Annotated in this window: 33 protein-coding genes; all 33 read left to right on the forward strand. The window is 52.2% G+C overall.

All coding sequences use genetic code 11. The annotated features are described in order from the left end of the window. Nucleotides 1-55: 55 nt before the first annotated feature. Nucleotides 56-220, forward strand: a complete 165-nt coding sequence (locus E0E29_RS09355; protein ID WP_024723720.1) for a hypothetical protein — start codon at nucleotides 56-58, stop codon at nucleotides 218-220. Next, nucleotides 213-824 (forward strand): hypothetical protein, encoded by a 612-nt coding sequence (locus E0E29_RS09360; protein WP_024723719.1) that lies wholly within the window; start codon nucleotides 213-215, stop codon nucleotides 822-824. The genes E0E29_RS09355 and E0E29_RS09360 overlap by 8 nt, the downstream gene beginning before the upstream one ends. 16 nt (nucleotides 825-840) lie before the next feature. Then, the gene (locus tag E0E29_RS09365; protein ID WP_024723718.1) at nucleotides 841-1,398 is read left to right on the forward strand and encodes a hypothetical protein; all 558 of its coding nucleotides are present in this window, start codon (nucleotides 841-843) and stop codon (nucleotides 1,396-1,398) included. Between the two features lies 1 nt (nucleotide 1,399). After that, entirely contained in the window at nucleotides 1,400-1,648 is a 249-nt protein-coding gene (locus E0E29_RS09370) for a hypothetical protein (RefSeq protein ID WP_119345237.1), read from the forward strand. Between the two features lie 8 nt (nucleotides 1,649-1,656). After that, nucleotides 1,657-5,805: a DUF5906 domain-containing protein gene (locus E0E29_RS09375; protein ID WP_130849641.1), complete on the forward strand. Its 4,149-nt coding sequence runs from the start codon at nucleotides 1,657-1,659 to the stop codon at nucleotides 5,803-5,805. Between the two features lie 5 nt (nucleotides 5,806-5,810). After that, on the forward strand, nucleotides 5,811-6,047 hold the full coding sequence (locus E0E29_RS09380) for a hypothetical protein (RefSeq protein WP_130849642.1): 237 nt from the start codon (nucleotides 5,811-5,813) through the stop codon (nucleotides 6,045-6,047). A 14-nt stretch (nucleotides 6,048-6,061) separates the two neighbouring features. Next, nucleotides 6,062-6,553 (forward strand): hypothetical protein, encoded by a 492-nt coding sequence (locus E0E29_RS09385; protein WP_130849643.1) that lies wholly within the window; start codon nucleotides 6,062-6,064, stop codon nucleotides 6,551-6,553. Nucleotides 6,554-6,671: 118 nt separating this feature from the next. Continuing rightward, nucleotides 6,672-7,637 (forward strand): N-6 DNA methylase, encoded by a 966-nt coding sequence (locus tag E0E29_RS09390; protein ID WP_130849644.1) that lies wholly within the window; start codon nucleotides 6,672-6,674, stop codon nucleotides 7,635-7,637. Beyond that, nucleotides 7,634-8,053, forward strand: coding sequence for a hypothetical protein (locus E0E29_RS09395; RefSeq protein WP_130849645.1), 420 nt, complete (start codon nucleotides 7,634-7,636; stop codon nucleotides 8,051-8,053). The genes E0E29_RS09390 and E0E29_RS09395 overlap by 4 nt, the downstream gene beginning before the upstream one ends. A 6-nt stretch (nucleotides 8,054-8,059) precedes the next feature. Next, a complete protein-coding gene (locus E0E29_RS09400; RefSeq protein ID WP_024723711.1) occupies nucleotides 8,060-9,334 on the forward strand; it encodes a DEAD/DEAH box helicase family protein in 1,275 nt (424 codons plus the stop codon). Continuing rightward, complete coding sequence (locus E0E29_RS18705; protein ID WP_242622442.1) at nucleotides 9,303-9,629, forward strand: DNA ligase LigA-related protein; 327 nt, start codon at nucleotides 9,303-9,305, stop codon at nucleotides 9,627-9,629. Before E0E29_RS09400 ends, E0E29_RS18705 begins: the two co-directional genes overlap by 32 nt. 13 nt (nucleotides 9,630-9,642) lie before the next feature. After that, on the forward strand, nucleotides 9,643-10,260 hold the full coding sequence (locus E0E29_RS09405) for a hypothetical protein (protein WP_130849646.1): 618 nt from the start codon (nucleotides 9,643-9,645) through the stop codon (nucleotides 10,258-10,260). A gap of 40 nt (nucleotides 10,261-10,300) precedes the next feature. Next, nucleotides 10,301-11,086, forward strand: coding sequence for an ADP-ribosylglycohydrolase family protein (locus E0E29_RS09410; RefSeq protein WP_130849647.1), 786 nt, complete (start codon nucleotides 10,301-10,303; stop codon nucleotides 11,084-11,086). Nucleotides 11,087-11,151: 65 nt separating this feature from the next. Next, nucleotides 11,152-11,337 carry a hypothetical protein gene (locus E0E29_RS09415; protein ID WP_130849648.1) on the forward strand — a complete coding sequence of 62 codons (186 nt, stop codon included), beginning with the start codon at nucleotides 11,152-11,154 and terminating at the stop codon, nucleotides 11,335-11,337. 12 nt (nucleotides 11,338-11,349) lie between these two features. Further along, complete coding sequence (locus tag E0E29_RS09420; protein ID WP_130849649.1) at nucleotides 11,350-11,742, forward strand: hypothetical protein; 393 nt, start codon at nucleotides 11,350-11,352, stop codon at nucleotides 11,740-11,742. 36 nt (nucleotides 11,743-11,778) lie between these two features. Further along, nucleotides 11,779-12,063: a hypothetical protein gene (locus E0E29_RS09425; RefSeq protein WP_130849650.1), complete on the forward strand. Its 285-nt coding sequence runs from the start codon at nucleotides 11,779-11,781 to the stop codon at nucleotides 12,061-12,063. Beyond that, nucleotides 12,063-12,248 carry a hypothetical protein gene (locus tag E0E29_RS09430; protein WP_024723704.1) on the forward strand — a complete coding sequence of 62 codons (186 nt, stop codon included), beginning with the start codon at nucleotides 12,063-12,065 and terminating at the stop codon, nucleotides 12,246-12,248. Before E0E29_RS09425 ends, E0E29_RS09430 begins: the two co-directional genes overlap by 1 nt. Before the next feature lie 173 nt (nucleotides 12,249-12,421). Continuing rightward, on the forward strand, nucleotides 12,422-12,640 hold the full coding sequence (locus tag E0E29_RS09435; RefSeq protein WP_130849651.1) for a hypothetical protein: 219 nt from the start codon (nucleotides 12,422-12,424) through the stop codon (nucleotides 12,638-12,640). Further along, on the forward strand, nucleotides 12,640-12,885 hold the full coding sequence (locus E0E29_RS09440; protein WP_130849652.1) for a hypothetical protein: 246 nt from the start codon (nucleotides 12,640-12,642) through the stop codon (nucleotides 12,883-12,885). The genes E0E29_RS09435 and E0E29_RS09440 overlap by 1 nt, the downstream gene beginning before the upstream one ends. Continuing rightward, nucleotides 12,872-13,048: a hypothetical protein gene (locus E0E29_RS18140; protein ID WP_155857021.1), complete on the forward strand. Its 177-nt coding sequence runs from the start codon at nucleotides 12,872-12,874 to the stop codon at nucleotides 13,046-13,048. Before E0E29_RS09440 ends, E0E29_RS18140 begins: the two co-directional genes overlap by 14 nt. Nucleotides 13,049-13,060: 12 nt before the next feature. Beyond that, the gene (locus E0E29_RS09445) at nucleotides 13,061-13,444 is read left to right on the forward strand and encodes a hypothetical protein (RefSeq protein ID WP_130849653.1); all 384 of its coding nucleotides are present in this window, start codon (nucleotides 13,061-13,063) and stop codon (nucleotides 13,442-13,444) included. Further along, nucleotides 13,431-14,270, forward strand: coding sequence for a hypothetical protein (locus E0E29_RS09450; RefSeq protein ID WP_242622443.1), 840 nt, complete (start codon nucleotides 13,431-13,433; stop codon nucleotides 14,268-14,270). The genes E0E29_RS09445 and E0E29_RS09450 overlap by 14 nt, the downstream gene beginning before the upstream one ends. A gap of 235 nt (nucleotides 14,271-14,505) precedes the next feature. Further along, complete coding sequence (locus E0E29_RS09455; RefSeq protein ID WP_009258481.1) at nucleotides 14,506-14,709, forward strand: hypothetical protein; 204 nt, start codon at nucleotides 14,506-14,508, stop codon at nucleotides 14,707-14,709. 69 nt (nucleotides 14,710-14,778) lie between these two features. Further along, nucleotides 14,779-14,946 (forward strand): hypothetical protein, encoded by a 168-nt coding sequence (locus E0E29_RS18145; RefSeq protein WP_165449858.1) that lies wholly within the window; start codon nucleotides 14,779-14,781, stop codon nucleotides 14,944-14,946. A gap of 2 nt (nucleotides 14,947-14,948) precedes the next feature. Further along, nucleotides 14,949-15,128 carry a hypothetical protein gene (locus E0E29_RS09460; protein WP_130849654.1) on the forward strand — a complete coding sequence of 60 codons (180 nt, stop codon included), beginning with the start codon at nucleotides 14,949-14,951 and terminating at the stop codon, nucleotides 15,126-15,128. Then, complete coding sequence (locus tag E0E29_RS09465) at nucleotides 15,115-15,306, forward strand: DUF7736 domain-containing protein (RefSeq protein WP_024723697.1); 192 nt, start codon at nucleotides 15,115-15,117, stop codon at nucleotides 15,304-15,306. The genes E0E29_RS09460 and E0E29_RS09465 overlap by 14 nt, the downstream gene beginning before the upstream one ends. A gap of 11 nt (nucleotides 15,307-15,317) precedes the next feature. Beyond that, on the forward strand, nucleotides 15,318-15,488 hold the full coding sequence (locus tag E0E29_RS18150) for a hypothetical protein (protein WP_165449859.1): 171 nt from the start codon (nucleotides 15,318-15,320) through the stop codon (nucleotides 15,486-15,488). 4 nt (nucleotides 15,489-15,492) lie between these two features. Further along, nucleotides 15,493-16,107 carry a nucleoside triphosphate pyrophosphohydrolase family protein gene (locus E0E29_RS18710; RefSeq protein ID WP_242622444.1) on the forward strand — a complete coding sequence of 205 codons (615 nt, stop codon included), beginning with the start codon at nucleotides 15,493-15,495 and terminating at the stop codon, nucleotides 16,105-16,107. Nucleotides 16,108-16,118: 11 nt separating this feature from the next. Beyond that, nucleotides 16,119-16,283, forward strand: coding sequence for a hypothetical protein (locus E0E29_RS18155; RefSeq protein WP_165449802.1), 165 nt, complete (start codon nucleotides 16,119-16,121; stop codon nucleotides 16,281-16,283). 14 nt (nucleotides 16,284-16,297) lie between these two features. After that, complete coding sequence (locus E0E29_RS09475) at nucleotides 16,298-16,489, forward strand: hypothetical protein (RefSeq protein WP_130849655.1); 192 nt, start codon at nucleotides 16,298-16,300, stop codon at nucleotides 16,487-16,489. A 16-nt stretch (nucleotides 16,490-16,505) separates the two neighbouring features. Further along, nucleotides 16,506-16,706, forward strand: a complete 201-nt coding sequence (locus E0E29_RS09480; protein ID WP_024723694.1) for a hypothetical protein — start codon at nucleotides 16,506-16,508, stop codon at nucleotides 16,704-16,706. A gap of 10 nt (nucleotides 16,707-16,716) precedes the next feature. Next, nucleotides 16,717-17,613 (forward strand): DUF5662 family protein, encoded by an 897-nt coding sequence (locus E0E29_RS18715; protein WP_242622445.1) that lies wholly within the window; start codon nucleotides 16,717-16,719, stop codon nucleotides 17,611-17,613. Continuing rightward, nucleotides 17,610-17,846: a hypothetical protein gene (locus tag E0E29_RS09490; protein WP_130849656.1), complete on the forward strand. Its 237-nt coding sequence runs from the start codon at nucleotides 17,610-17,612 to the stop codon at nucleotides 17,844-17,846. The genes E0E29_RS18715 and E0E29_RS09490 overlap by 4 nt, the downstream gene beginning before the upstream one ends. Nucleotides 17,847-17,871: the final 25 nt, after the last annotated feature.

The following is a 17,871-nucleotide window of genomic DNA, read 5'->3' on the forward strand; positions in this document are numbered from 1 at the left end:
TATCGGGGCTCTGCCTGGTCGGCGGCGTCACCATTTTGTCCAGGAGGTAAGCGGTATGGAGGGATTTGCAAATCTGGTGTCCATGCTGGACTACGCGGTCAACACCAGAAGAAAACGCCACATCACCGGCGGGCTCCTGATCAGCGCGGCGCTGCTGTTCGGGGGCCTTGCCATTACCGTCATGAGCACTAAAGACGAAGAGGAGGACTACAATGAGTAAACTTGGCACAGCGCTGGCCTTTCTCGCAGGCGCCGCACTGGGGGGCGTTTCCGCATGGTATGTCGCCAAGACGCGGTACGACGAGCTTTCCGAGCAGGAGATTGACTCCGCCAAGCAGGCCTTTTATGCCAGGGAGCAGCAGCTGAAGGAGGAGATCGCCGCTCTGAAGGAGCATCTGGCCAAAGAGGACGAGCCGGAGGAGGCGCCCAAAACCGTTTTGGCGGCCAACAAGAACCAGGAGAAGGGCGACATCAACGACTACGCCAAGATGGTCAGCCGGGTTGGATATTCCCGCACCTCGGTGCCCCCGAAGCCGGAGCATGAGGTGGAGGCCCCCTATGTCATCTCCCCGAAGGAATTTGGGGAGATGGATGGCTACACCCAGATCAGCCTGACCTATTTTGACGACGGCATCCTCTCCGATGAGAATGGGGTCATCATCGACGAGCCGGAGGATATTGTTGGGGACGCCCTGAACCACTTCGGGGAGTACGAGGAGGATTCCGTCTTTGTCAGGAGCGACCCCAAGCGGTGCGACTACGAGATCCTGCGGGATCTGCGCAGCTACGCGGAGTTCCGCTCCACCCTTCCTCCGAAAATTTGAAAGGGAGGTCTGACGCTTGACCCGGGATGAACTGATTGACCAGTATTTTGACTGGATGTATCAGCTCGTGGTCGACGACCGATATTCTAACAAGTCCTATCGCAAGCTGTTTGCGCGGCTTTACGATACGGAATTCACCTATACGATTCCGATGGACGGCAACCGGGCCGAAGACGGCATCGACCTTAGATATCGGTTCGGTCGCGAGCAACTATATTCTGACGCCATGGTCGCGTCCTGCCTGGACGACCGCCCGTGCAGCATTCTGGAAATGATGATCGCCCTCGCCATCCGCTGCGAGGAGCACATCATGGATGACCCCGACGCCGGAGACCGGACGGGGCAGTGGTTCTGGAGTATGCTGGTGAGCCTGGGGCTCGGCTCCATGGACGACCGGAAGTTTGACCGATATTTTGTTGATCAGACGCTGGAGCGGTTCCTGGAACGCGGGTACGGACGCAACGGCGAAGGCGGGCTCTTTACCGTGGACAACGGCCGCGACATGCGGAACACGGAAATCTGGTATCAGATGAACTATTACCTGCGCGAAATCATCAGGGAGGGAGGCATTTAGCATGAGTAAAAAGGGAAAATTCGTGGATATCTGCACGCTGGAGGACTTGACGGCCCTGGTAAACCACAACTTCCAGGCCTTTGAGAAGCGGGTGGCCAAGCTGAGCCGTAAAAGCAGCATGTTGACCGTGCTCGCCGTTGCCGCAGTTGTGGGCGTTTACGCCCTGGCGGCGGAGAACCGGAAGCGGGAGGAACAGGTCTACCAGCTTTCGGTCCGTGTGAAAAAGCTGGAGTATGATAAAGGAGAGTAAGTGACCCGATGCTGGACTTCTTGATGATTTCAACGCGCAGCGGGAAACGCGGCATCATCGAGATCTATCCCAAGTTTATCATCAAGAAAAGTAGCGACCTCATGATCAGAGGCGGCGACTTCTATGCAATCTGGATTGACGAACGGGGTATGTGGTCGACTGATGAACAGGACGCGGTCGACTTGATCGACCGTGAGCTGGACCGATACGCAGAAGAAAACCGCACGCGCTTTGACGGCAACATTCGCGTCCTCCATATGTGGGACGCGGAAACTGGCATGATCGACACCTGGCACAAGTATTGCCAGAAGCAGATGAAAGACCAGTTCCATATGCTCGATGAAAAGCTGATATTCTCCAACACGAAAGTGACCAAGCGCGACTACGCCAGCAAGTCCCTCCCCTACCCCCTGGAGCCGGGGGAGACTCCGGCGTGGGAGCGTCTGGTCTCCACATTATATTCTCCCGAGGAGCGGCACAAGATCGAGTGGTGCATCGGGGCTATCGTTACCGGGGAGTCCAAGAAGCTGCAAAAGTTTCTGGTCTTCTACGGAGCGGTGGGCACCGGAAAGAGCACCATCATCAATGTGATCATGCAGCTCTTCGAGGGATACCACACCAGCTTCAGCGCCAAGGACCTGGGCTCCTCCAGCAACGCCTTTGCTCTGGAGGCCTTCCGCGCCAATCCGCTGGTGGCCATTCAGCATGACGGCGACCTCTCCCGCATCGAGGACAACACCCGCATCAATTCGCTGGTGTCCCACGAGATGATGACTGTCAACGAAAAGTTCCGCTCCGCCTACTCCAACCGCTTTAAGACCTTCCTCATCATGGGAACCAACAAGCCGGTCAAGATTACGGACGCGAAATCCGGTGTCATCCGAAGGCTGATCGACGTGACGCCCACCGGGGACAAGGTTCCGCCGGACGAGTACCGGAGGCTGACCCGGCAAATCCCCTTTGAGCTGGGCGGCATTGCCTATCACTGTCAGGAGGTCTATCTGGAGGACCCGGACTACTACAACGATTATATTCCCATCGCCATGATGGGGGCCTCCAATGACTTTTATAACTTCATCGTGGACTCCTATCATGTGTTCAAACGGGACGATGGCGTGTCCCTGAAGTCGGCCTGGGAGATGTATAAGGTCTACTGCGAGGACGCCAAGGTGCCCTACCCCGTCTCCCGCATGATATTTAAGGAGGAGCTGAAGAACTACTTCCGGTGTTACGAGGAGCGGTTCAGCATGGGGGACGGGTCCCGCGTTCGGAACTATTACAGCGGGTTTCGGACGGAAAAATTTGAGGAACAGGCGCCGGAGGACAAGCCGGTGTCGCCCCCTCACCCCACCATCGACTTTGTGGAGGGGCAGGCTTCGGCGTTTGACAAGGACTGCGCCGACTGCCCCGCCCAGTATGCAGGCGGAGAAGGCACGCCCCGTAACAAATGGGAGCGTGTCCGGACAAAGCTGTCCGCCCTGGACACCAGCAAGCTGCACTACGTCAAGCTCCCGGAAAACCACATCGTCATCGACTTTGATATTCCGGACGAGCAGGGCCAGAAGTCCTTTGAGCGGAATCTGGCCGAGGCGAGCAAGTGGCCGGCCACTTATGCGGAGGTAAGCAAGAGTGGCTGCGGCATCCACCTGCATTATATTTATTCCGGAGACCCGACGCGGCTCAGCCGGATTTACGACGACCACATCGAGGTCAAGGTCTTTACCGGCAACAGCTCCCTGCGCCGCAAGCTCTCCAAATGCAACAACCTGCCTATCGCTACGATAAGCTCTGGATTACCGTTGAAAGGAGAAAACAATGTGGTAAATTCCAAAGTCATTCAAAGCGAAAAAGGGCTTAGAGTTCAGATCAAGCGAAACCTCAATAAGGAAATCCATCCGGCTACTAAGCCCTCTATCGACTTTATCCACAAGATTCTGACGGACGCCTATGAGAGCGGTATGCCCTACGACGTCACCGATATGCGCAACGCGGTCCTGGCCTTCGCCGCCAACAGCACCAACCAGGCGGAATACTGCATCAAGCTGGTGAATAAGATGCCCTTCAAATCCGCCGAGGACGGGCAGGGGGTGAAAAACGACGAGGCCAAGCTGGTCTTTTATGATGTAGAGGTATTCCCCAATCTGTTCCTGGTGAACTGGAAGATCGAAGGCCCCGGTCAAACCGTGGTCCGGATGATCAACCCCAAGCCCACGGAGATCGAGGAGCTGATGAAGTTCCGTTTGGTGGGGTTCAACTGCCGCCGGTACGACAATCATATGTTGTACGCTCGGCTGATAGGTTACACCAACGAGCAGCTCTACAACCTGTCCCAGAAGATCATCAACAGCGAGAAGAAGGCCCGAAGCACCAACTGCTTCTTTGGGGAGGCCTACAACGTCTCTTATACGGACGTGTATGACTTCTGCTCGGTCAAGCAGAGCCTGAAGAAATGGGAGATCGAGCTGGGTCTTCATCACCAGGAGCTGGGTCTTCCCTGGGACCAGCCGGTTCCGGAGGAGATGTGGCAGAAGGTCGCGGAATACTGCGACAACGATGTCATTGCTACCGAGGCCGTCTTTAATGCCCGGAAAGCCGACTTTGTGGCCCGGGAGATCCTGGCGGACGTGGCCGGGATGACGGTGAATGACACCACCAACTCCCTCACCACCAGAATTATATTTGGCGGAAACAAGCGCCCCCAGGACCAGTTCAATTACCGGAATATGGGCGACACGACGCAGATCTATGACCCGAACCGGGACCTGCCCTTTACCATGGGAGAACCTGAGTTCGACGAGTTCACCGCCTTTGACAAAAAGGGACGCCCCATCTTCCCCGGATACAAATTCGAGGGCGGGAAGTCCCTCTATCGCGGTGAGGAGGTTGGCGAGGGCGGCTACGTCTATGCCGAGCCGGGTATGTACGGCGACATCGCCCTGCTGGACATTGCCTCCATGCACCCCTCCAGCATCATCGCGGAGGAGCTGTTCGGCCCCGAGTACACCAAGCGGTTCCAGGAGATCAAGGACGCCCGTGTGGAGATCAAGCACAAGAACTTTGAGAAGGCCCGGAAGATGCTGAACGGCGCACTGGCCAAGTATCTGACGGATGAGGGTTCGGCAGACGCTCTGGCCCAGGCACTGAAAATCGCCATCAACTCGGTCTATGGCCTGACCTCGGCCAACTTCGAGAATCCCTTCCGGGACAACCGGAACAAAGACAATATCGTCGCCAAGCGCGGCGCCCTGTTTATGGTCAACCTCAAGCACGAGGTCCAGAAACGGGGCTTTACTGTTGCCCACATCAAGACGGACTCCATTAAAATCCCGGACGCAACGCCGGCCATCATCGACTTTGTGATGAAGTACGGTGAGAAGTACGGCTATACCTTTGAGCACGAGGCTACCTACGACCGGATGTGCCTGGTGAACAACGCCGTTTACATCGCCAAGTACGCCACGGCGGAGAAATGCCAGCTGGCTTACGGCTATGTGCCCGGTGATATTCGGAAACACCCCGGCGAATGGAACGCCACCGGCACCCAGTTCCAGATCCCCTACGTGTTCAAGAAGCTGTTCTCCAGGGAAGAGATCGTGTTCGAGGATATGTGCGAGACCAAGTCGGTCACCACCGCACTGTACCTGGATACGAACGAGACCCTGCCGGATGTATCCGAGTATGAGAAAGAGCTTGAAACACTGCGGAAAAAATGGCCGGACAAAGAGGGACAGTACCCCATGGATTATGACGAGGTCGTTGCGGATCTGAAAGCCAAAATCGAACCGGGCCACAATTATATTTTCATCGGCAAGGTTGGCTCCTTTTGTCCTATGAAACCCGGCTGCAACGGCGGTCTGCTGCTGCGGGAGGTCGTGGACAAAAAGACCGGCGAAAAGAGCTATGCCTCTGCTGGCGGGGCCAAGGGCTACCGTTGGCTGGAGTCCGAGATGGTCAAGCATCTGGGTAAGGAAGACGGCATCGACCGGGGGTACTACGATGCCATGGTGGACGCCGCCGTTGCGGATATTTCCCAATACGGAGACTTCGAGTGGTTCGTATCCGACGACCCCTATGTGAAAGCGGACGATGACACGCCACCCTGGTTCGGCCCCGGGGAGCCCTATGGCGATGACGCTACCGCCTTTGATGTGAGGTGAAGACGATGAGCATCGTGCTGATTATATTCTGGTTCGACGTTCTGGCCGCGTTCATCTGCGCCGCCACCGAACGGTTCTTCCTATGCGGCGTCAATGTTGTGTTGGCGGTTTTGCTGGCTTTCATGGCCATGGTTTATGAGGGACGTCTGCTGAACCGCGTCAAGAAGCTGGAAGAGGAAGTCGCACTGCTCCGCAGGGGCACGATTATCTGCGAACACCTTTCCCAAATCAACGATAAATGAAGGAGAGTTTTATTATGGCTAACCCCGGAGTGAATGAGAACCTTGTGATCGAGAACGCCCGCCTGCTCTTCCGGAACTTCTCCGGCAGAGAGAGCAAGTACAACCGCGCTGGACGGCGGAACTTCTGCGTCTACATCGAAGATGCCGCAGACGCCCAGAAGCTGATCGATGACGGCTGGAATGTCCGTGTTCGTCCGCCCCGTGAGGATGGCGAGGAACCCCGCTATTATATTCAGGTGGCGGTCAGCTTTGAGAACATTCCGCCCACGGTCTACATGATTACCAAGCGCAAGAAGGTAAAGCTGGATGAGGAGTCCATCGACACCCTCGACTTCGCGGAGATCCGCAATGTGGACCTGACCATCCGCCCCTACAACTGGGTGATTCAGGAGGGCACCAAGAACGAGAAGAGCGGCGTTAAGGCCTACCTGCGTTCGCTGTACGTGGTCATCGAAGAGGATGAGTTCGCCGAGAAGTACGCCGGCGACGAGTATCCGGAGGAGTAAGACCAATGTGGGGGCGTCGGTGAATAAGGAGATAGCCGGCGCCCTCTCCTATTTTTGAAAGGAGAAAAACCATGGCAAATGAGGTAAATTGCCGCATGATATTTAAGGAGGGTGTGGAATGAAGCCATTCTGGAAAAATTCCCGGAAGAAGAAAACGAAGAACCCTTCCACGCCTCCCCAGCAGAAACCGAGAACACGGGCAAAACCGAAGTCCATGGAGGAACCGTGGAAACCTCCCATGGCTGTTCCGCCCAAAGCGATGGGGCAAGAAAGAACACCCATCACACAGATGCTGGAATCGGCTCGTCCCGTCCGGAAAGAGTACATTCCAGCCAGGCCGTCGACGCGAAAGAGCGAGTATTATCACGAGTTTCGCTCCAATTTTCAGCAGCTGCTTTCTCCAAAATGTCGCCCGATTGATATTTGGAGGGATTTCATCGTCATGGTGGCCTGCGCAATGTCCAATACCGTGGATAAAGCCCATTATGATGAGCGGGAGAAACGGTATCTGGAAATCATCAACAAATACGAAGAATCTCAGCAGCATATTTTCCCCAAACTCTATGCCGCTGTGGTCCTGGCTCTGGATGAAAACCCGGAACAGGACTTTCTCGGCGAGATGTTTATGGATCTGCACCTCGACTATGAGGAGCTGAAACAGATATTTACGCCATACCACGTGTGCCAACTGATGGCGGACATCACGATGGACGACCTTGTTGAGCAGATTGACAAGCAGGGCTATGTTTCCATCAATGACTGCTGCTGTGGAGCAGGAGCAAATCTAATTGCCGCAATCAATTCCGCCCGACGCAAATTGGAAGATGCGGGCCTGAACTTTCAGAACCACATTCTGATCATCGGGCAGGACATCGAGGAACTGGTGGCGCTAATGTGTTATATTCAGATCTCCCTGCTCGGGGTCGCTGGCTATATCAAGGTCGGAAACGCCCTTACGGAGCCAATGACCCCTGGCGACAGCATGGAAAATTACTGGTTCACGCCTATGTATTTTTCTGACGTATGGCACACAAGAAGAACCATTCGGACGTTTATGGATTTATTTAAGGAGGATGCGACATGAATAAATGGCCAAGATGCGAGGACTGCGTGCGCGACAATTACCTTAGAGCGCCCGTCTGTCAAACCTGCGTTGCCGGAAGCAATTTTTTGCCCCGGGGACGCAGCAAGATTTACTACGAGTCTGTCCAGGAGATGAATCAGCCGCCGGCAGCTTATCGCGCTATAGTTCAGGCCTTGCGGAGGTTTGACGATAGCGCTCTTGTTCCGGAGATTCTGGACGTGATGTTCAACGAGCCAGCCACTATCGTCTTCTGGGCCGATGGCACCAAGACTGTGGTCAAAGCCGTTTACGACGAGTTCGATCCGGAGAAGGGGCTTGCTATGGCGATTGCGAAGAAAGCTCTCGGCAACAAGGGCAACTACTACAATGTCATTGCAAAGTGGACGGACGAGTATCTTGAGAAAGAGGACAAGTGATGCCCCGTGGCCATTCAGTTATATGACTACCAGCTCGAAGCTCTGAATCGGATGAAAAACGGCTGTATCCTCTGCGGCGGGGTTGGTTCGGGGAAGTCCCGGACCGGCCTCGCTTATTACTATGTGCAAGAGGGCGGCAAAGTGGGTACGGACGAGTATATTCCGATGAAGAATCCCAGAGACCTCTACATCATCACCACTGCACGAAAACGGGACACCTGTGAATGGCAGGGCGATTTGGCTCCGTTCCTGCTCTCCCCCACTCCGGAGGCCAACTACTACAAAAACAAAGTGGTCATCGACTCCTGGAACAACATTGGTAAGTACGTTGACGTCAAGGACGCCTTCTTTATCTTTGATGAACAGCGGGTGGTGGGGTATGGCGCCTGGACCAAGGCATTCCTCAAAATCGTAAAGTCGAATGACTGGCTTCTGCTCTCGGCCACGCCTGGCGATACCTGGCAGGATTATATTCCGGTCTTCATCGCCAACGGGTTCTACCGCAACAAGACCGACTTTGTGGACCAGCATGTGATCTACGATTGGAGGGCCAAATACCCGAAGGTTGACGGCTACCGCAATACCGGAAGGCTAATCCGGCTTCGGGACAGGATTCTGGTCAACATGGATTTCAAGCGGCAGACAGTATCCCATCATGAGGACATCCGGGTTTCGTATGATATTTCCAGGTATAAGGACATCATGCGGACGCGATGGAATCCCTGGGAGGACAGGCCCATTGAAACCGCAGCCGAACTCTGCATGGCGCTTCGCCGGGTGACCAATTCGGATGAATCCCGGTCTGTTGCGATACTGGAAATCATGGAGGACCATCCCAGGGCCATCATCTTTTATAGCTACGACTATGAGCTGGATATTTTGCGTTCACTGGGGTATCCGGAGGGTACGGAGGTTGCGGAGTGGAACGGTCACAAGCACCAGGAAATCCCTACCGGAAAAAAGTGGGTGTACCTCGTCCAGTACACCGCCGGCTGCGAGGGTTGGAACTGCATCACCACGGACACTATTATATTCTACTCGCAGCAGTATTCCTACAAGGTTGCTACGCAGGCGGCCGGACGGATTGACCGGCTGAATACGCCCTACCGGGATCTCAACTACTACCACCTGAAGAGCTTTTCCGGGATTGACCTCGCCATCAGCAAGGCTCTGTCCAAGAAGAAGAACTTCAACGAGGGCAAGTTTGTCGGTTGGGCCACAAAGCCGTTGGAGGTGAACCCCAAGAGTCATGAACAGGAAAGACGTCGCAGAGCTGCTTAACCGCAGGCGGAGACAAATTCTCGTTCACAGCATCATCTATTACAAAATGGACGATAACCTCATTTCGGATAGCGCTTGGTCGGCATGGGCTACGGAACTGGAAGAGCTTCAGAAGAAGTATCCCGACATCGCCGCCAAGGTTCCCTATGCAGAAGAATTCAAAGACTTCGACCACTCGACTGGTATGAACCTGCCTTTGGATGACCCCTGGGCCGTCAATAAGGCCCGACAGCTGCTTGCAATGAAGGACAGAGGATTCTGCATCCAATGTGAGCAGCTTGAAATTAAACTCTAAAAGGAGAAAGACGATGAATGACGAAAATAAATTTGCGTCAGACCATAGCGATGTTGAAAGTCGCGTTTTCGCTTTTCGCAGTTGCATGGAGCCTGCTCTGCATCTGTTTCCGGAGAACATCGTTGAGAGGTTGAAAAGCGACGGCTTCTTTACGGCCCCGGCCAGCACCAAATACCATGGAGCATACGAGGGCGGTCTATTCGAGCACAGTCTGAATGTGACCAACTCTCTGGTAGAACTCACAAAGCAGAATAGCCTGGCGTGGGGACGCCCGGAATCGCCTTACATCATCGGCATGTTCCATGATATTTGCAAGCAGGATCAATACCGGCATCCGGTTGACGCGACTTTCTATGGTGGCGGTGCCCCGATCCCTCTTGTTGATGAAAGCAAGTGGGAGTACGACCCCGATGCGGTTCTCAAAGGGCACGGGGAGAAGTCGGTGATGCTGCTTTCCCAGCATTTGTCCCTTACCATGGAAGAAATCCTGTGCATCCGTTATCACATGGGCGCCTTTGTAGACCAGAAAGAGTGGAACGACTACACAAGGGCAATTCATGCGTATCCGAACGTCCTCTGGACGCATACAGCAGACATGCTTGCGGCGCACATCCTGGAAGTTGACAAGTGACCATACCTTATTATATTCTGTCTCGAAAGAGGTGAAAGGAATGCTTGGTGCGATTATTGGGGACATTGTTGGCTCCAGATTTGAACGGCACAACCACAAGTCCAAGGACTTTGATCTATTCACAGACCGGTGCCGGTTTACAGATGATACAGCCATGACGGTGGCGGTCGCCAAAGCTCTGCTGGAGTGCAAAGGCGACTATACCGAGCTCAGTGATCATACGGTTCGGTGTATGCAGGAGATTGGGCGAAAGTACCCCAATGCCGGGTACGGACAGATATTCTACCTCTGGCTCCACCATAAGAACCCGGGGCCCTACCGGAGCTACGGAAACGGCTCCGCCATGCGGGTAAGCCCGGTGGCTTATGTTGCCAAAACGGAAAAAGAATGTATCCAACTTGCCAAGGCAGTAACGCAGGTCAGTCACGATCATCCAGAGGGGATAAAAGGCGCGGAGGCTGCGGCTTTGGCTACTTGGGGTGCGATGCGTGGAATTCCAAAAGGAGCAATCCGGGCGCACATCGAGGAGTGGTATTATATTTTGGATTTCACTATTGATGAGATCCGGCCTAAATACCGCTTTGACGCAAGCTGCCAGGGATCTGCCCCTCAAGCAATCGAGGCATTTTTGGAGTCGGAAAATTTTGAAGATACCATCCGCATCGCGGTCTCCCTCGGTGGGGACAGCGACACGATTGCGGCCATTGCCGGCGGGATCGCGGGAGCCTATTACGGCGTCCCGAACGACCTTAGACTGAAAGCAATAGAGTATCTGCCGGCAGAGTTCATTGATATTCTGGAAGACTTTGAGAAAAACTATTGTTGAAACGCAAATCGGGGCCACCCTCATCTTCGGAGGTGGCCTTTTCTTATTATTAGGAGGCACTGCCAATGGATAAAAAGCAGCTACAAGAGTTTATCAGCGCCATTGGGTCGATTGCGGAAACGGCCCTTCTCTTTTATCGGAGCACCCTGGCGGCGAAAGCAACCCCGGAAGAGGCTATGCGGTTGACCCAGGCCTTTATCGCGGCCATATTTTACGGCAACAAAAACAGCAGCTCCACTCCGGAGCAATGAAAGGAGAACATTATGACGATTCAGGGGTGGGTTTTCTTTGGGATTCTTGCTCTCTTTATTCTTTCGTTTGGCATCTTTGGCGCAATTATATTTGAAAAGATTGTCTGGAAGGTCCTCAGCGTTGTAGCAGCCATGCTCCTCATCATCGGACTCTTTGCCGGGATGCGCTGGTATTATCAGAATACCGCCAGCGGTCAACGGGCAATGACTGACCAGAAAAGTGAACTGGACAACGGGCTCGAACGGACGGTGACGATTTATACGGCAGATGGTGAGATCATTGCACAGTACACTGGGAAAATTGACATTGAGGGCAATGACGGCGGCTACGTCCTCTTTGACTATGAGGGGAAGCGCTACACCTACTATAACTGCTTTGTGGAGTCTATTGCGGACATTAAGTAGGGTACGGACGAAAAATTATATTTAAGAGGTAAGACTATGGCTGGATTGAATTGTGAAATCAGATGGGAAACCCGGCTCTGTGAGGTAGATGGCGAGCTTGGATATTTCCATTGCTGGGAGCATTGGTCCAATGTGATAGATGCGAGTCCGCTGCGGGGTGGTCATCCCGGAGGCCAGATTGGGCAAGTCTATGGAATTGTCGAGTTTAAGGACGGCGTCCGGCGGATCGACCCTGCAAAAATCAAGTTCTGCGACGACGAAAACGCTATTCTGGCGGAGATGGAGAAACACAATCGCGCCGGTAAATTGGAGGGTCAGTAATGAAAGTTTGTATTTTATCGAATGATGACCCCGCGGCCTTTCAAAGCTCGATCAATGCTTTTATCGCTGACAAAAAGGTCATCGACATCAAGTATCAGAGCATGAACCTGACGCTCAAGTTTACGAATGGGGTTCCTTCGGAATCAATCATCGTGGATCGTGCGCTCATCATCTATGAAGAATGAGCAGATAGCGGCAGTTCGTTGCAAATGCGGACGCCCGGCACATATTTGGCATTCACGGGATGGATATTTATGCGGGTGCATCAATCCGGACTGCGCCATCTCTTTAGAGAGGTCACAGAAGTCCAGAGCGGAATCGATCCAAAAGTGGAATGCAAAGATGAAAGGAGAATCTCATGAATAACGAACGGCATCCCTGCCGGTATATCGATTGTACGTTGGAACATGACGGCTCCTGGGTAGACGGAAAGTGGTATGAATGGGAAGATATTTACGGCAACCGTGAAGTCGCTCGAATGAAACTCGACGCCATGGACCACTTTTATCCTAATACCAAAATCATCAAGGAAGAAAATGTCCGTCGTTACAGAGAGATTATGGAAGGAGAAAACTGATGTTCGTTGTGAGAGACTGGACGCGAAACCCTTCTTACACCATGGTAAGCAACGACGTTAAAGACGTCCGCGATATTGTTATCGGCATTACCGGAGATGAAACGATTGGCGACCATGTGCTTCTTCATCTTGGACATATGATTTTTGGACAATTTTTAGTATGGGGTCCGCTTGTCATCAGGTGCGTTCCGGATGAAGATGCTCAGTCATTATATTTGAAAGGAGAAAACGATGCTGATCATTAAGACAGCGGAAGACCGAGAACGCTGCACGTCTTGTTATGGCAACATCATCGTTGAGTTGACCATGGAAGAAGTCGTTGCCCTGTTCTCAGGAGCAACGCTCGGCGATCCGAACTTTAATGAATATGGGATATTCATTCGATTAGAAGGCTCCACGCCTGTTTGAAAGGAGAAACTAATGGGTATTAAGTTTGAAGGTCAGGTCTTAAAATTTGGCACCGTGGATAAATGCAATAGAAAATTTGCCCCGGACTGCAAGATCACGTTCCCCGAGAAAATCCCGGTAGCCTACAACTTCGATATGGATGAAATAATCGGACATGCTGATATTTCCAAGGTGGAGGACGGACTCAAAGGCGTGGTATCATTGTTCGATACGAATATTCTCCCTGGAAACGAGTATTTCGTTGGCGGATATTATACCAGGATCAAGACGCATGTGGAGGATCGCATCACCGTCATCGATTCTGGTAGATTGGTCAGCATGAGTATCGTTCCAGAGCATAATGTCGCTGATGAAAATTTGAAAGTTAGGAGAGTTGGACCCAATGCTGAAAATTGAAAACACTGAGGTTCTGGGCTGGGAGCACGCCATTCGTGGAATGCGCAATCCTTTGAACAGTTGGGCAAAGAGTGATAGCGGCTCATGTGTGTCCACTCAGGCGGTGGAAGAAGGATGGTTTGAAGTCGGCCCGAACGACCTCGATTTGATGAAGCGCCTTCGTAACGCCGGCACAGACCACCGGAAGTTCATGCGGATGATAACGGTCTATGTAGACATGATTGGCCCTTTGTACTGGTGGAAGGAGTTCGATACCTACAAGGTGGGGACGGTGGCCAATTCCTGCTCCACAATGCACAAGATTACATCAAAAGAGTTTACACTGGATGATTTCAGCTGCGAGCATCTTTTTGATTCGGTCAACGGAGAAGACACCGATTGCTGGATTCGTTCTGGAGATATATCCGGCGTATTGGAGCCAATCAATGTTCTTGATGTCACCATTATGATGCTGAATAAAGCTCGAATTTTATATTTGTACTATCAAAAAAAGGCATTAAATGGGGATCAATTTGCTAAAGATCATGTCAAAGAGTATTGGTGGCAGATGATCCAGCTCCTCCCCTCCTCCTACAACCAGCGGCGGACAGTCATGCTCAACTATGAGGTGCTGGCCAACATCTACAAGAGCCGGCGGAACCACAAGCTGGATGAGTGGCACACCTTCTGCGACTGGATCGAGGGTTTGCCGTACAGTGAGCTGATTACTGGCCCCAGCTTGAAAGATATCCCCATTAGTAATGAGATCATGGAAGAGGCGAAACGAAGAGTCCATGAGGAACTGAATGCACAGTTCGATCATTTCTGTAAATTACATGAGGGTTGAATGATGAATAAGGAACAGAAGTGGGTCGAAAAGCACCCCATAACGTGGCTTTTGATGCAGAAAATAGGGGAGTTTCTGTGGTTCTTTGCCAAGTTCTCTGTCTGTATGCTTTTGTGGTGGGCGATACACCTCTGATTGACACTCTTCGGCCAAGCATGGTATGATGAACTTGGATAAGCCAAATCGACTATGCGCAAAAAGTGCAGCTCCTATTATGGAAGGAGGTTGTTAAGTTATGGCTGAACGCAACAATTCTCACCTTCTGGATGGTGGTGATGATCCCATGGGCATGACAGACAACCAGTATAAGGGTATGCTTCTGGACCAGTTGGAAGACTGGCAGGAAGTCCTGGATCTGGCAATCAAGGCCGGGAACACCGAAATCCAGGAAAAGGTCGAGAAACAGATTCGCAAAATCAATGAAAAGCTGAAGTTCTAAACCTCGACCAAAGGGAGAGCCTACGGAAATGTGGGCTCTCTTCTTTTATATTTGAAAGGGGTCGATCGGATGGAAAAAATACTTCGACTAAACGAACAAGATATTATCCAGGCACTTGCAGACCACTTCAATGTGGATCGCGCCAAAGTAAACCTGACGGTCAAAATTAGGACAGAGGGATATGGCCCGACCGAGCATCAGTTTCCGGAAGTGAGCGCTGTTATCAAGGAGGGTTGAGCATGGACATTCCAGGAATACGATGCTTGACCTGCATTCACATCAAAGTTTGCTCGCTGAAACCCACCCTGCTCATGTATGAAATGATGGCGAAAGAAATGGGCATATCTCTGCACTGTCCAAACTATATTGATATTTCACGGCTTCGCCCGGAGAAAGGACAAAAAGATGACGCTTCATGAAAAAGTAGTCCTATCGGCTTACACCGGCATTTTGATGTGCGACTTTTCCGAAGTGCACAAGTACATCGAAAAACTCCTCGGCAGGCCGGTCTGGACGCATGAACTGGCCAGCGAGGCTCTGTGGTCCGAAATTAAGGAGAAAGCGAAGCCTGATTTTCACAAAATCATCGAGCCATAGGAGGGGTTCCAATGCGAAAGCTCTATGTTTGCGATCGTAAGCGATGCGGCGACCGGTGTCACTATCCTGATTGCCGGCATACCACTGATATTTCCCATGCACTCAATGCTCCAACCTTCCCCAACGGCTTTGAGAAGGTGAAGCACAACGGCAACGTCTATTTTGTAGAGAGGGAGGATTGATATTTTGACCTTTAAGGAATTCACAGCCTGGTGCAATGAACGAGCCTGTGACGGACGGTGGGGCATGGTAGAGGCAATGGTCTGCATCGACCTGATGGCGGAAATCCGAAAACTATCCTTCTGGAAAAGGGAAAAATTTTGGCGGGAGCTGTATGAAAAGCGTATTTTGGATGAAATTGTCGAGCCAATCAACCAAAAGATCATCATCGACCAACTCGCCGCCAGAATACCGCATACTGACCAAGCAATCACACACGAAAAGGAGCATTCTACCATGACAATCAATGAATACCAGGCGCTTGCGCTGCGCACGGAGTCACGCATCACCACCGACCCCGTCCCTTATATTCGCGTTCTGGAAGGGCTTATGGGCCTGAACGGAGAGGCCGGCGAGGCCATTGACCTGATGAAGAAAGTGCAGTTCCAAGGCCACGAGTTCGACCGGGAGCACATGGCCAAAGAACTGGGCGACATTGCCTGGTATCTGGCTGTCAGCGCTGACGCCATTGGCTACGACCTGGAGAGCATCCTGCAAATGAATGTGGACAAACTCAGGACGCGGTATCCGGACGGTTTCAGCACGGAGCAGAGCCTGCATCGCAGCGCCAATGATATTTAGGAGGCACCGCCATGAGCATCCAAGATGACTACCTGTTTGTCCGGTTTGACAAATACTGCAAAACCTGCAAGCATGAGAAGCTGGAGGAAAACGAACCGCCCTGCGACGAGTGTCTGGAGCATCCAGTAAACCTGCACTCGCATAAACCCGTTTGCTACGAGGGTACGGATGAATGAGGAGGCTGTGCGCTATGAAACTGCGATTCATTGGGGAAGATGGTTCCATGGGTCTGAAAAACGGCGAAGCCTATGACGCCCGCATTTATATTCGAGGGAAGTTCCTTTGGGTGGAATGGAAGGTCGGGCGTTTCATGACTCGTTCCTGCCCTTACTCCTCTACGAAGGTATTTGCCCAGAATTGGGACCTGGCATACACCACTTAAAACACAGGAGGGCAATATGGCACAAAAGCGAATCAGGATGGTTCAGCGTGATATTTTGAACGATCGGCTGCGGCTTCTCTACGACGACGGAACGCAAGGTGTTCTGGAGTATGGGGAAGCCGTTTCCCGTTCCAAGGCGCCTGCCATCATCAAACCGAACGACTTTGTTGGGCTGACGCTCAAGCAGGCCAAACTGAAACTTGGCATCAAGAATTGAGGTGCGGCCCGTGAGTTACCAATACGATTTATATTTACAAAAGCACAAGGCCAACGTGAAAAAGGGTTTTGACTGGCTTCAGACTAACATGCCCTGGCTCTTTGAGGGGAAACCGGACGCTGCTTGGCAGACCGAGTTCGAGCATGATGCGTCCAAATCAAAGCCGGATGAGTACGAGGCCTATGACGCTTATTTCTATGGAGGCAACCGCTCCTATGCTGTTGTCCAGGCGTTCCAAAGAGCCTGGCTCCTGCACATCCACCGCAATCCCCATCACTGGCAGCACTGGGTTCTAATCAACGATGACCCCGGTGAAGGCGAAGTCCTGCTGGAGATGCCTTACAATTATATTATTGAGATGATCTGCGACTGGTGGGCCTTCAGCTGGGCGGAAGGTAATCTGAGCGAGATCTTCTCGTGGTATGATGAACATAAGGACTATATCAAACTGAACCCGAAGACCCGCGAAACCGTGGAAGATATTCTCTGGGAACTCCGGGGCCGGCTTGGATTTAATGTCCTTGCTCATCATGGCGTCAAAGGTCAGAAGTGGGGCGTTCGTAATGGGCCGCCGTATCCGCTTGATAAAACCGGGAAGTCTGATACAATAGTGACAAAAACCATCAAAGGACACACTGCTCCTTCTAAGCGAGATGAACCGGACAGTGTTGTCGACCATGTTACTTCTGACAGTAGCGTTAAAACTCGTGCCTTTTATGACGGCGATGGTTGGAAAGTAAAGGAGATACACACAACCGATCACGGAAACCCAAAACACCATTCGTATGGAAGTCATGGCGAGCACATTCATTATTATGAGTGGGATCGTGAAACCGGAAAACGAATTAGTAGCACTCAGGAAGAGATACCGGAGGATTTAAGGAAGGAGAATGATGATATTTTATGACTTTAGAAGAGTTTGTAGCGATTCTGAGCGATGAGTATGCCACGGCCGAGTTTGAGTATAATGGACAACAATGTGGCGTAGAGCCGCAAACTCAGGATTCAGAGACCACTTATACTATGTGGTATGGCGAGGTGTGGAAAGACTACGACAACATTGACGATCTTCTTTCGGACGACTTCTTCGATGGACGCCCCCTTCGTGATATTTTCGATTCGGTTGACGTGCAGTTCTAACTCATGATTTAACGAGCATTAGTCT

This window comes from Intestinimonas timonensis (genome assembly GCF_900626145.1).
Lineage (GTDB): Bacteria > Bacillota > Clostridia > Oscillospirales > Oscillospiraceae > Intestinimonas > Intestinimonas aquisgranensis.